Origin of the sequence: Streptomyces ferrugineus (assembly GCF_015160855.1) — a bacterium.
GTDB lineage: Bacteria > Actinomycetota > Actinomycetes > Streptomycetales > Streptomycetaceae > Streptomyces > Streptomyces ferrugineus.
Genome location: NZ_CP063373.1, coordinates 9,281,747 through 9,294,177, shown reverse-complemented (window position 1 = coordinate 9,294,177; position 12,431 = coordinate 9,281,747). Strand labels below are relative to the sequence as shown.

The 12,431-nt window shown below is 68.7% G+C and carries 12 protein-coding genes; 11 read left to right on the top strand and 1 reads right to left on the bottom strand.

Annotated elements, in window-relative coordinates; all coding sequences use genetic code 11:
* Positions 1-59: 59 nt before the first annotated feature.
* Entirely contained in the window at positions 60-893 is an 834-nt protein-coding gene (locus IM697_RS41230) for a C40 family peptidase (protein WP_194042160.1), read from the bottom strand.
* Positions 894-1,606: 713 nt separating this feature from the next.
* Here IM697_RS41230 and IM697_RS41225 point away from each other — a divergent pair.
* From IM697_RS41225 to nuoK, 11 genes are read left to right on the top strand one after another with little or no spacing between them, the layout of a single operon-like run.
* A complete protein-coding gene (locus tag IM697_RS41225) occupies positions 1,607-1,966 on the top strand; it encodes an NADH-quinone oxidoreductase subunit A (protein WP_007383963.1) in 360 nt (119 codons plus the stop codon).
* Between the two features lie 13 nt (positions 1,967-1,979).
* The gene (locus IM697_RS41220; RefSeq protein ID WP_165262588.1) at positions 1,980-2,534 is read left to right on the top strand and encodes a NuoB/complex I 20 kDa subunit family protein; all 555 of its coding nucleotides are present in this window, start codon (positions 1,980-1,982) and stop codon (positions 2,532-2,534) included.
* On the top strand, positions 2,531-3,292 hold the full coding sequence (locus IM697_RS41215) for an NADH-quinone oxidoreductase subunit C (RefSeq protein ID WP_194042158.1): 762 nt from the start codon (positions 2,531-2,533) through the stop codon (positions 3,290-3,292). Before IM697_RS41220 ends, IM697_RS41215 begins: the two co-directional genes overlap by 4 nt.
* On the top strand, positions 3,289-4,611 hold the full coding sequence (locus tag IM697_RS41210) for an NADH-quinone oxidoreductase subunit D (RefSeq protein ID WP_194042156.1): 1,323 nt from the start codon (positions 3,289-3,291) through the stop codon (positions 4,609-4,611). Before IM697_RS41215 ends, IM697_RS41210 begins: the two co-directional genes overlap by 4 nt.
* Positions 4,608-5,480, top strand: a complete 873-nt coding sequence (gene nuoE / locus IM697_RS41205) for an NADH-quinone oxidoreductase subunit NuoE (RefSeq protein ID WP_194042154.1) — start codon at positions 4,608-4,610, stop codon at positions 5,478-5,480. The genes IM697_RS41210 and nuoE overlap by 4 nt, the downstream gene beginning before the upstream one ends.
* Entirely contained in the window at positions 5,480-6,829 is a 1,350-nt protein-coding gene (gene nuoF, locus IM697_RS41200) for an NADH-quinone oxidoreductase subunit NuoF (RefSeq protein ID WP_194042152.1), read from the top strand. The genes nuoE and nuoF overlap by 1 nt, the downstream gene beginning before the upstream one ends.
* On the top strand, positions 6,826-9,330 hold the full coding sequence (locus IM697_RS41195) for an NADH-quinone oxidoreductase subunit G (RefSeq protein WP_194042150.1): 2,505 nt from the start codon (positions 6,826-6,828) through the stop codon (positions 9,328-9,330). Before nuoF ends, IM697_RS41195 begins: the two co-directional genes overlap by 4 nt.
* On the top strand, positions 9,327-10,691 hold the full coding sequence (gene nuoH / locus IM697_RS41190; protein ID WP_194042148.1) for an NADH-quinone oxidoreductase subunit NuoH: 1,365 nt from the start codon (positions 9,327-9,329) through the stop codon (positions 10,689-10,691). The genes IM697_RS41195 and nuoH overlap by 4 nt, the downstream gene beginning before the upstream one ends.
* Positions 10,684-11,286: an NADH-quinone oxidoreductase subunit NuoI gene (gene nuoI, locus IM697_RS41185; protein WP_194042146.1), complete on the top strand. Its 603-nt coding sequence runs from the start codon at positions 10,684-10,686 to the stop codon at positions 11,284-11,286. Before nuoH ends, nuoI begins: the two co-directional genes overlap by 8 nt.
* A complete protein-coding gene (locus IM697_RS41180) occupies positions 11,283-12,125 on the top strand; it encodes an NADH-quinone oxidoreductase subunit J (protein WP_194042143.1) in 843 nt (280 codons plus the stop codon). The genes nuoI and IM697_RS41180 overlap by 4 nt, the downstream gene beginning before the upstream one ends.
* A complete protein-coding gene (nuoK, locus tag IM697_RS41175) occupies positions 12,122-12,421 on the top strand; it encodes an NADH-quinone oxidoreductase subunit NuoK (RefSeq protein WP_019756142.1) in 300 nt (99 codons plus the stop codon). Before IM697_RS41180 ends, nuoK begins: the two co-directional genes overlap by 4 nt.
* Positions 12,422-12,431: the final 10 nt, after the last annotated feature.

Here is a 12,431-nt window from a genome sequence, read left to right as displayed (position 1 = left end):
TCACGGCGCAAGGGCCGCTGCCCCCGAGCGGCTGCGGCCCTTACGGCGATCCGTACGACTCAGAGGACGCGCACCGCGCCCGACGCCGGGTACCCCGACAGGTCCTGGATGACGACGCCCTTGGAGGGGTTGGCCGCGTCCAGGTACTGGCCGTTACCGATGTAGACACCCGTGTGGTACGCGGAGCCCTTGCCACCCCAGTAGAGGATGTCGCCGACCTGGATCTGCGAGAGCGGGATGTCGGTGCCGACCGTCGACTGGTCCTGAGAGACCCGCGGCAGGTCGACGCCGACCTGCTTGAAGGCGGCCTGGACCAGGCTGGAGCAGTCCCACGCGTCCGGGCCGGTGGCCCCCAGGACGTATGCGTCGCCCACCTGCGCCTGGAGGAAGGAGATGACCGTGCCGACGCTGCCGCTGGCGGGCGCGGCCACGCTGGTGCTCGTGGACGCGGAGGCGGACAGGGTGGCCCGCTCCGCGCTGCGCGAAGCGGCGGCCTCCGCGGCGGCCCTGCGGGCCTCCTCGGCCTTCTTCTTCGCCTCGGCCTTCTTCTTGGCCTCCGCGAGGTCCTTCTTGGCTTCCTTGGCGGCCGCGGCGGCGGCCGCGTCACGCTCGGCGTCGAGCTCGTAGTTCGCCGCCGCCAACTGGGTGGCGTCGGCGGACTGGGCGAGCTGGTCCGCCAGATCACCCGTGAGGGTGGGCAGTTCGATGGTCTGTGTCACCGGCTCGGCGGCGTTCGCCGTGGCCGACGCACCTGCCGCTGCCATGCTGAGGACGCCACCGGCAACTCCGGCGCGCATCGCGATGGACGTCGTCGCGTTGCGGCGGGGCTTCCGGTGGCTGCGTATGTGAGCGGTGTGGGACATGAGAACAACGGGTACCAGGGGCTCCTCCATACCTTCAAGAAACGTGTGCTGCGCCACAGTTGTTCAACGGAGGCCCGAAAATCCCGGCCGGGCGCCCCTTATTGACGCCGTAACGGACATTGCGGGCGCCCCTCACTCCGCCCGTGATCACGGGCTTTCATCATTAAGTCCGGATTGCCCGCCGCCTACCACTTGTTGGGACCGGTGGCCAAGCCCGGTTCTCAGAGGTCTCTCATCGATGTGGCGGAGGTCACGCAACGGTTACGGGCTCGTGCGCGTCCTGTGCGTGGATCTTGCCCGTGTCGCTCGTGAACGCGTGCACGCGTCCACATTCGCGCCCGAGCCTCCCTCTGATGTGTGAACGGACTCCTCTACCAAGGCGTGCGGTCCAGCACCAATTTGCATGCAAGGGAACTCTCTTGATATGGAGACGCCCCCTCCGAGCTGCGCTGATGAGCGAAAATGTCACCTCTGGTGATCAGTCGGACGCTTCTCGTGCGAAGATCACCGCTCATCCAGCTTCATGATCCTTCGTCAGGTGGTGGAGATCACAAAGCTTGTGCAATACCCCGTGTCGCAGATCACAGAGCGGCGGGCATAAGATGCGAGGCAGTTGGGCTTGTGACCTGCTTCACATGTTCTCGATCTTCGCCGGGACGAGCGGGGCTCGTGGGACCGGTGGGGTGGCTGTGAGCCCAGTGCAACCGCCAGCAGTCAGTGCCGACTGAGAGGAGCGAGGAGCGGTGAACGCGTATGCGCCCATCCTCGTACTGGGAGCCCTCGGGGCAGGCTTTGCGATCTTCTCCGTGGTCATGGCCACGCTGATCGGTCCGAAGCGGTACAACCGGGCCAAGCTCGAGGCCTACGAGTGCGGAATCGAGCCGACCCCCACGCCGGCCGGCGGCGGGCGCTTCCCCATCAAGTACTACCTGACGGCGATGCTCTTCATCGTCTTCGACATCGAGATCGTCTTCCTCTACCCCTGGGCCGTCACCTTCGACGCCCTGGGTGTTTTCGGGCTCGTGGAGATGCTGCTCTTCGTGCTCACCGTCTTCGTCGCGTACGCGTACGTATGGCGGCGCGGCGGCCTGGAATGGGACTGAGGGGCCACTAGTCATGGGACTCGAAGAAAAGCTGCCGAGCGGCTTCCTGCTGACCACCGTCGAGCAGGCCGCGGGCTGGGTGCGCAAGTCGTCCGTCTTCCCGGCCACCTTCGGCCTCGCCTGCTGTGCCATCGAGATGATGACCACCGGCGCCGGCCGCTACGACCTGGCGCGCTTCGGCATGGAGGTCTTCCGCGGATCCCCGCGCCAGGCCGACCTGATGATCGTCGCCGGCCGGGTCAGCCAGAAGATGGCGCCGGTGCTGCGGCAGGTCTACGACCAGATGCCGAACCCCAAGTGGGTGATCTCCATGGGGGTCTGCGCCTCCTCGGGCGGCATGTTCAACAACTACGCGATCGTTCAGGGCGTCGACCACATCGTCCCGGTCGACATCTATCTCCCGGGCTGCCCGCCACGGCCCGAGATGCTGATGGACGCCATTCTCAAGCTCCACCAGAAGATCCAGTCCTCCAAGCTCGGCGTGAACGCCGAGGAGGCGGCGCGCGAGGCGGAGGAAGCGGCGCTCAAGGCCCTGCCCACGATCGAGATGAAGGGGCTGCTGCAGTGAGCGACGCGAACGGTACCAATGGGGCGAACGGGTCCAACGGGGTCAACCCCGAGAAGGACCTCTCCGCCTCCAACCTCCCCGGTCAGCGCGGCCAGGGCGGCGAGGAGATCCGCGTCCAGCGCGGCATGTTCGGCGCCAACAACGGCGGCGACACCTCCGGCTACGGCGGCCTGGTCCGCTCCGTCCGGCTCCCGGGACCGGCGAGTCGCCCCTACGGCGGCTGGTTCGACGAGGTCGCCGACGAGCTGGAGGGAGCCCTGGAGGAACAGGGCCTCCTGCCCGACAACGCCATCGAGAAGACGGTCGTCGACCGGGGCGAGATCACCTTCCACATCGAACGCGAGCACATGGTCCGCGTCGCCCGCACCCTGCGCGACGACCCGGCCCTGCGCTTCGAACTGTGCACCGGCGTCAGCGGCGTCCACTACCCGAACGACAAGGGCCGCGAGCTGCACGCCGTCTACCACCTGCGCTCGATCACCCACAACCGGCTGATCCGCCTCGAAGTCAGCGCCCCCGACAGCGACCCGCACGTCCCGTCGCTGGTCTCCGTCTACCCGACCAACGACTGGCACGAGCGCGAGACCTACGACTTCTACGGCATCGTCTTCGACGGTCATCCGGCCCTGACGCGGATCATGATGCCGGACGACTGGCAGGGCCACCCGCAGCGCAAGGACTACCCCCTCGGCGGCATCCCCGTCGAGTACAAGGGCGCCCAGATCCCGGCTCCGGACCAGCGGAGGTCGTACTCGTGAGCACGCAGTCAGCATCCGCCCGTGAGACCACCGAGGGCACCGTATACACGGTCACCGGTGGCGACTGGGACGAGGTCGTCGAGTCCGCGGCCCGCGCCGACGACGAGCGCATCGTCGTCAACATGGGCCCCCAGCACCCCTCCACCCACGGAGTGCTGCGCCTGATCCTGGAGATCGAGGGCGAGACCGTCACCGAGGCCCGCTGCGGCATCGGCTATCTCCACACCGGCATCGAGAAGAACCTCGAGTACCGGACCTGGACGCAGGGCACCACGTTCGTGACGCGCATGGACTACCTGACGTCCTTCTTCAACGAGACCGCGTACTGCCTCGCCGTCGAGAAACTCCTCGGCATCGAGGACCAGGTCCCCGACCGGGCCACGATCATCCGGGTGCTCCTGATGGAGCTGAACCGGCTCTCCTCCCACCTGGTGTGCATCGCCACCGGTGGCATGGAGCTCGGCGCCACCACGATCATGATCTACGGATTCCGTGATCGTGAAATGATTCTCGACATCTACGAGCTGGTCACGGGCCTGCGCATGAACCACGCGTACATCCGGCCCGGCGGACTCGCCCAGGACCTGCCGCCCGGCGCGGTGGACCAGATCCGCGAGTTCGTGAAGAAGATGAAGAAGAACCTCCCGGAGTACGACAAGCTCGCCACCGGGAACCCCATCTTCAAGGCCCGCATGCAGGACATCGGCTACCTCGACCTGGCCGGCTGCATGGCCCTCGGTGCCACCGGCCCGATCCTGCGCTCCACCGGTCTCCCGCACGACCTGCGCAAGACGCAGCCGTACTGCGGCTACGAGACCTACGACTTCGAGATCCCGACCGCCGACACCTGCGACTCCTACGGGCGCTTCCTGATCCGCCTGGAGGAGATGCGCCAGTCGCTCGGGATCGTCGAGCAGTGCCTGGACCGGCTGCAGCCCGGCCCGGTCATGGTCGCCGACAAGAAGATCGCCTGGCCCGCCCAGCTCGCCCTGGGCCCCGACGGGCTCGGCAACTCCCTCGACCACATCAAGAAGATCATGGGCACCTCCATGGAGGCCCTGATCCACCACTTCAAGCTGGTCACCGAGGGCTTCCGCGTCCCGCCGGGACAGGCGTACGCGGCCGTCGAGTCGCCCAAGGGCGAACTCGGAGTGCACGTCGTCTCCGACGGCGGCACCCGCCCCTACCGGGTCCACTTCCGCGACCCGTCCTTCACCAACCTGCAGGCCATGGCGGCGATGTGCGAGGGCGGCCAGGTCGCCGACGTGATCGTCGCCGTCGCGTCCATCGACCCCGTGATGGGAGGCGTCGACCGGTGACCACCTCTTCTTCCGAGCGGGGCGTCAGCCTGGGCATGCCCCAACTGCCCGCGCCCGGCTACCCGGACGACGTCCGAGCCCGGCTGGAGTCCGACGCGCGCGAGATCGTCGCCCGCTACCCGGACTCCCGGTCCGCCCTCCTGCCGTTGCTGCACCTCGTGCAGGCGGAGGAGGGCCATGTCACGCGCACCGGGATGCAGTTCTGCGCGGACGTACTGGAACTGACCACGGCCGAGGTCACCGCGGTCGCCACCTTCTACACCATGTACCGGCGCAAGCCGAGCGGTGACTACCAGGTCGGCGTCTGTACGAACACCCTGTGCGCGGTGATGGGCGGCGACGCGATCTTCGAGGAGCTCCAGGAGCACCTGGGCGTCGGCAACGGCGAGACCACGGGCGACGGCAAGGTCACCCTGGAGCACATCGAGTGCAACGCGGCCTGCGACTACGCGCCGGTCGTGATGGTCAACTGGGAGTTCTTCGACAACCAGACCCCCGCGAGCGCCAAGCGGCTCGTCGACGACCTGCGCGAGGGCAGGGCCGTCGAGCCGACGCGCGGGGCGAGGCTGTGCACCTTCAAGGAGACCGCGCGGATCCTGGCCGGCTTCCCCGACGAGCGGCCCGGGGCCGTCGAGGAGAGCGGCAGTGCGGGACCGGCGTCGCTGATGGGCCTCCGCCTGGCCAGGGGAGAGACCGCACCCGCGCGCGTGGTCCATCCGCGGGAGGGCGGCCCGCACGAGGAACCGCGGGACCGGGCAGTGCACGAACCGTCGCCGGCTGAACACCTCAGCTCGCACGACGCGCCGCAGGAATCGTCCGCGTCCGACCCCGCCCACCCGGCAGGGCCTGTCGCCGAGGAGGGGGAGTGATGACATTGGCACCAGAGCTGAAGGAAAACAGCCCCGAGAAGCTGCTCGCACCCGTGCTGTCGGCCTTCTGGGACGAGGACAGGTCCTGGACGCTGGACGTCTACCGAAGGCACGAAGGATACGAGGGCCTGCGCAAGGCACTCGCCATGTCGCCGGACGACCTGATCGCGTACGTCAAGGACTCCGGTTTGCGCGGGCGAGGCGGCGCGGGATTCCCGACGGGAATGAAATGGCAGTTCATTCCCCAGGGTGATGGAAAACCGCACTATCTAGTTGTCAACGCCGACGAATCGGAGCCCGGGACGTGCAAGGACATCCCGCTCCTCTTCGCGAACCCGCACAGCCTCATCGAGGGCATCGTCATCGCGTGTTATGCCATCAGGTCTTCGCATGCCTTCATCTATCTGCGTGGTGAAGTCGTCCCGGTTCTGCGGCGGCTGCACGAGGCCGTGCGCGAGGCCTACGAGGCCGGCTACCTCGGCGAGAACATCCTGGGCAGTGGCCTCGACCTGGAACTCACCGTGCACGCGGGCGCGGGCGCGTACATCTGCGGTGAGGAAACCGCACTGCTCGACTCGCTCGAAGGCCGCCGTGGTCAACCGCGGCTGCGTCCCCCCTTCCCTGCGGTGGCAGGTCTCTACGCCTGCCCGACTGTTGTGAACAACGTCGAGTCGATCGCGTCGGTTCCCGCGATTCTGCATCGGGGCAAGGAATGGTTCCGGTCGATGGGCAGCGAGAAGTCCCCCGGCTTCACGCTCTACTCGCTCAGCGGCCACGTCGCCAGCCCCGGCCAGTACGAGGCCCCGCTGGGCATCACCCTCCGCCAGCTCCTGGAGATGAGCGGCGGCATGCGCCCCGGCCACCGACTGAAGTTCTGGACGCCGGGCGGCTCCTCGACGCCGATGTTCACCGACGAACACCTCGACGTCCCCCTCGATTACGAAGCAGTGGGCGCCGCGGGTTCCATGCTCGGCACGAAGGCGCTGCAGTGCTTCGACGAGACGACCTGCGTCGTCCGCGCCGTCACCCGCTGGACCGAGTTCTACGCCCACGAGTCCTGCGGCAAGTGCACACCCTGCCGCGAAGGCACCTACTGGCTCGTGCAGTTGCTGCGCGACATCGAGGCCGGCAAGGGCGTGATGAGTGACCTCGACAAGCTGAACGACATCGCCGACAACATCAACGGCAAGTCCTTCTGCGCCCTCGGCGACGGCGCCGCCTCGCCGATCTTCTCCTCGCTGAAGTACTTCCGCGAGGAGTACGAGCAGCACATCACGGGCCGTGGCTGCCCCTTCGACCCGGCCAAGTCGACGGCCTGGGCCGATCACCGCACGGAGGTGAACGCATGACCGTGACCACCAATGCTCCCTCGGGAGGGGGAGAGGCGGCGGTCCCGCCGGAAGATCTCGTTTCGCTGACGATCGACGGCGTCGAGATCAGCGTGCCGAAGGGCACCCTGGTCATCCGGGCCGCCGAGCAGCTCGGCATCGAGATCCCCCGCTTCTGCGACCACCCGGCCCTCGACCCCGCCGGCGCCTGCCGCCAGTGCATCGTCGAGGTGGAGGGCCAGCGCAAGCCGATGGCGTCCTGCACGATCACCTGCACGGACGGCATGGTGGTGAAGACCCACCTCACCTCGCCGGTCGCGGAGAAGGCGCAGAAGGGTGTGATGGAGCTCCTGCTCATCAACCACCCGCTGGACTGCCCGGTCTGCGACAAGGGCGGCGAGTGCCCGCTGCAGAACCAGGCCATGTCGCACGGCCACTCCGAGTCCCGCTTCGAGGGAAAGAAGCGGACGTTCGAGAAGCCCGTGCCGATCTCCACGCAGGTGCTGCTCGACCGTGAGCGGTGCGTGCTGTGCGCCCGCTGCACCCGGTTCTCCAACCAGATCGCCGGCGACCCGATGATCGAGCTGCTCGAACGGGGCGCGCTGCAGCAGGTCGGCACCGGTGAGGGCGACCCCTTCGAGTCGTACTTCTCCGGCAACACCATCCAGATCTGCCCGGTCGGCGCGCTCACCTCGGCGGCGTACCGGTTCCGCTCCCGCCCCTTCGACCTGATCTCCTCGCCGTCGGTGTGCGAACACTGCTCCGGTGGCTGCGCCACCCGCACCGACCACCGGCGCGGGAAGGTCATGCGCCGCCTCGCGGCCAACGACCCCGAGGTCAACGAGGAGTGGATCTGCGACAAGGGCCGCTTCGGCTTCCGCTACGCCCAGCAGCGCGACCGGCTGCAGACGCCGCTGGTGCGCAACGCCGAGGGCGAGCTCGAAGCGGCGTCCTGGCCGGAGGCGCTGCAGATCGCCGCGCAGGGGCTGCTCGCCTCACGCGGCCGGACCGGCGTGCTGACCGGCGGTCGGCTCACCGTCGAGGACGCCTACGCGTACAGCAAGTTCGCGCGCGTGGCGCTCGACACCAACGACATCGACTTCCGCGCGCGCGTGCACAGCAGCGAGGAGGCCGACTTCCTCGCCGCGCGGGTCGCCGGTCACGGCCGCGACCTGGACGGTACGGGCGCCACGTACGCCTTCCTGGAGAAGGCACCGGCCGTGCTGCTGGCCGGCTTCGAGGCCGAGGAGGAGGCGCCCGGCATCTTCCTGCGGCTGCGCAAGGCCTGGCGCAGGCACGGCCAGAAGGTCTTCTCCCTCGCCACGCACGCGACACGCGGCCTGGAGAAGGCGGGCGGCACGCTGCTGCCCGCCGCTCCCGGCACCGAGACCGAGTGGCTGGACGCCCTCGCGAGCGGCGTCGGCCTGGACGAGGCGGGCGCCAAGGCCGCCGAGGAGCTGCGGGCCGAGGGCGCGGTGATCGTCGTCGGCGAGCGGCTGGCCGCCGTGGCGGGCGGGCTCACCGCCGCCGTACGGGCCGCGACCGCGATCGGCGCCGAGCTGGTGTGGGTGCCGCGCCGGGCCGGGGAGCGCGGTGCCCTCGAGGCGGGCGCGCTGCCGTCGCTGCTGCCGGGCGGACGTCCCGCGACCGACCCACGCGCGCGTGAGGAGGTCGCCGCCGTCTGGGGCCTTGCCGAACTCCCCCTGCGCTACGGCCGCGACACCGGCCAGATCGTCGAGGCCGCCGCGACCGGCGAACTCCAGGCCCTGCTCGTCGCGGGTGTCGAGGTCGCCGACCTGCCCGACCCGGCACGCGCGCGTGAGGCGCTCGCCGAGGTCGGCTTCGTGGTGTCGCTGGAGCTGCGGCCCGGCGAGGTGACCGAACTCGCCGATGTCGTGCTGCCGGTCGCCGCGGTCGCGGAGAAGGCCGGCACCTTCCTCAACTGGGAGGGCCGGGTGCGCTTCTTCGAGGCCGCGCTCAAGCCCGACCAGATGACCCGGCGCCTCGCCCCGACCGACGCGCGCGTGCTGCAGATGCTGGCCGACGCCATGGACGTACACCTGGGTCTGCCGGATCTGCGCACCACGCGCGCGGAGATCGACCGGCTCGGCCCCTGGGACGGACCGCGGGCCACCGAGCCCCTGGCGATCGCCGCCCAGTTGCCGCGGCCGGCCGCCGGTGAGGCCGTGCTGGCCGGGCACCGGCTGCTGCTCGACCACGGCCTCCTGCAGCAGGGCGACGAGGCGCTCGCCGGAACCCGGCACGCCGCCCACGCGCGCTTGTCGGCCGCGACGGCCGCCGAGGCCGGCGTGAAGGACGGCGACGCCCTCGCCGTGACCGGCCCCTCCGGAGCCGTCGAACTTCCACTGCAGATCACGGAGATGCCCGACCGGGTGGTGTGGCTCCCGCTGAACTCCGTGGGCGGTGGCGTCGCCTCCGACACCGGGGCGCTGCCCGGCTCACTCGTCCGCATCGGCCCGGCGACCCTGACGTCCGAGGCCCCCGAGGAGGTGGAGGCATGAGCCCTTTCCTCGCCGCTGAAGACCTCTCGATGTTCGGCCGCGACCCCTGGTGGCTGGTCGTCATCAAGGCGGTGTTCTGCTTCGCCTTCCTTATGGTGACCGTGCTGTTCTCCATCGTCTGGGAGCGCAAGGTCGTCGCCTGGATGCAGCTTCGCATCGGCCCCAACCGGCACGGCCCCTGGGGCATGCTCCAGTCGCTCGCCGACGGCATCAAGCTGATGCTCAAGGAAGACGTCATCGTCAAACGCGCGGACAAGGTGGTCTACATCCTCGCGCCGATCGTCGCGGCCATCCCGGCCTTCATGGCGATCGCGGTGATCCCCTTCGGCCCGGCCGGCAACGAGATCTCGATCTTCGGCCAGCGCACCACGATGCAGCTCACCGATCTGCCGATCGCGATGCTCTACATCCTCGCGGTCGCCTCGGTCGGCATCTACGGCATCGTGCTGGCGGGCTGGAGTTCCGGATCCACCTACCCGCTGCTCGGCGGACTGCGTTCCTGCGCGCAGATGATCTCGTACGAGATCGCCATGGGCGCCGCCTTCGCCTCGGTGTTCCTCTACTCCGGCTCGATGTCGACCTCGGCGATCGTCGAGGCGCAGCAGGACCGCTGGTACGTGGTGCTGCTGCCGGTGTCCTTCCTGATCTACGTCGTGACGATGGTCGGCGAGACCAACCGCGCCCCCTTCGACATGCCGGAGTCCGAGGGCGACCTGGTCGGCGGCTTCAACACCGAGTACTCGTCCATCAAGTTCGCGATGTTCATGCTCGCCGAGTACGTGAACATGGTGACGGTCGCGGCCGTGTCGGTGACGCTCTTCCTGGGCGGCTGGCGGGCCCCGTATCCGGTCAGCGCCTTCTGGGAGGGCGCGAACCACGGCTGGTGGCCGCTGCTCTGGTTCGTGATCAAGGTCCAGCTGCTGCTGTTCTTCTTCATCTGGCTGCGCGGCACGCTGCCCCGCGTCCGCTACGACCAGCTCATGAAGCTCGGCTGGAAGGTTCTCATCCCGGTCTCCGTCGTCTGGCTGATGCTGGTCGCGACCGTGCGGACGCTGCGGAACGAGAACTACGACTTCGCCGACATCGCCCTCTACGTCGGCGGTGGCGTCCTCGCGCTGCTCCTGCTCTCCTTTGTCGCCGACATGTTCCGCGAGAGGGCCAAGGGGGCCGAGAGGGCCGCCGAGGAACCGGCCGCGTTCGACGCGATGGCGGGCGGATTCCCCGTACCGCCGCTGCCGGGACAGGAGTTGCCGCCGGTGCCGCGGCGCCGCTCGCACCGCGAGCGGGAGCTGATTGTCAGTGGCGGGCCCGATACTCAGAGTGACGGATCTCTGGATGGAAAGGAGGCGTCCGATGGCTGAGGAGCCCAAGGAGACCAAGCCCGGTTTCCTGAACCCCGTGGCCGGCTTCGGCGTGACCTTCAAGGCCATGTTCAAGAAGCGGCTGACCGAGCAGTACCCGGAGCAGCAGAAGACCACCGCTCCGCGATTCCACGGACGGCACCAGCTCAACCGCCATCCGGACGGCCTGGAGAAGTGCGTCGGCTGCGAGCTGTGCGCCTGGGCCTGCCCCGCCGACGCCATCTATGTGGAGGGCGCCGACAACACCGACGAGGAGCGCTACTCGCCGGGCGAGCGGTACGGGCGCGTGTACCAGATCAACTACGCCCGCTGCATCCTGTGCGGCCTGTGCATCGAGGCGTGCCCCACGCGCGCGCTGACGATGACCAACGAGTTCGAGCTCGCGGACTCCAGCCGCGCCAACCTCATCTACACCAAGGAGCAGCTGCTGGCGGGGCTCGAGGACGGCATGGTCGACACGCCCCACGCCATCTACCCGGGGACCGACGAGCAGGACTACTACCGGGGGCTGGTGACGGAGGCCGCGCCGGGGACCGAGCGCCAGGTCGCCGTGTCCAAGGGCGAGAAGGCCGAGGAAGAGGAGGTGGACGCATGAGCGCGCAGCTCGCCGCCTACTCCACCTCGACCGGCGAGGCCGTCCAGTTCTGGATCCTCGGCACCGTCGCCGTCATCGGCGCCCTGTGCACCGTGTTCATGAAGAAGGCCGTGCACAGTGCGCTGTGCCTCGCCGCGACCATGATCGTTCTGGCGGTGTTCTACCTCGCCAACGGCGCCTACTTCCTGGGCGTCGTGCAGATCATCGTCTACACCGGCGCGATCATGATGCTGTTCCTGTTCGTGGTGATGCTCGTCGGCGTCACGGCCGCGGACTCCCTGAAGGAGACCATCAAGGGCCAGCGCTGGCTGGCCCTTCTCTGTGGGCTCGGCTTCGGCATTCTGCTGACCGCGGGTATCGGGAACGCCTCCCTGAAGGAGTTCGGCGGCCTCGCCCAGGCGAACGCGAACGGCAATGTGGAGGGCCTGGCGGCCCTCATCTTCACCAAGTACGTCTTCGCCTTCGAGATCACCGGCGCCCTGCTCATCACGGCCACCGTCGGCGCGATGCTGCTCACCCACCGCGAGCGCACCGAGCGCGCCAAGACCCAGCGCGAGATGGCCGAAGAGCGCGTGCGCGAGGGCAAGCACGTCCCGCCGCTGCCGGCACCCGGCGTGTACGCCCGGCACAACGCCGTGGACATCGCGGGCCTGCTGCCCGACGGCACCCCGTCCGACCTCACGGTCAGCAAGACGCTGCGCGAACGCGGCCAGATCCGCGACGTGTCCACCGAGGCGCTCAACGACCTGCGGGCACTGGAGCAGCGCGCGGAGGAACGGCTGGAGCGGACCGCGATCGAGCCGTCGACCTTCAAGCGGCCCGAGGAGGCGTCCAAGTGAATCCGGTCAACTACCTCTACCTCGCGGCCCTGCTGTTCACGATCGGCGCCACCGGCGTGCTGATCAGGCGTAACGCGATCGTCGTGTTCATGTGCATCGAGCTGATGCTCAACGCCTGCAACCTCGCGCTCGTCGCCTTCTCCCGGATGCACGGCAATCTCGACGGCCAGATCATCGCCTTCTTCACGATGGTCGTCGCCGCCGCGGAGGTCGTCGTCGGGCTGGCGATCATCGTGTCGCTGTTCCGTTCCCGCCACTCGGCCTCGGTCGACGACGCCAGCCTGATGAAGCTCTAAGGGGTCGGAA

Coding starts and splice junctions, on each gene's coding strand:
- IM697_RS41230 (WP_194042160.1), bottom strand. CDS start 893: ATGGAGGAGCCCCTGGTACCCGTTGTTCTCATGTCCCACACCGCTCAC.
- IM697_RS41220 (WP_165262588.1), top strand. CDS start 1,980: ATGGGACTCGAAGAAAAGCTGCCGAGCGGCTTCCTGCTGACCACCGTC.
- nuoF (WP_194042152.1), top strand. CDS start 5,480: ATGACATTGGCACCAGAGCTGAAGGAAAACAGCCCCGAGAAGCTGCTC.
- IM697_RS41195 (WP_194042150.1), top strand. CDS start 6,826: ATGACCGTGACCACCAATGCTCCCTCGGGAGGGGGAGAGGCGGCGGTC.
- nuoH (WP_194042148.1), top strand. CDS start 9,327: ATGAGCCCTTTCCTCGCCGCTGAAGACCTCTCGATGTTCGGCCGCGAC.
- nuoI (WP_194042146.1), top strand. CDS start 10,684: ATGGCTGAGGAGCCCAAGGAGACCAAGCCCGGTTTCCTGAACCCCGTG.
- IM697_RS41180 (WP_194042143.1), top strand. CDS start 11,283: ATGAGCGCGCAGCTCGCCGCCTACTCCACCTCGACCGGCGAGGCCGTC.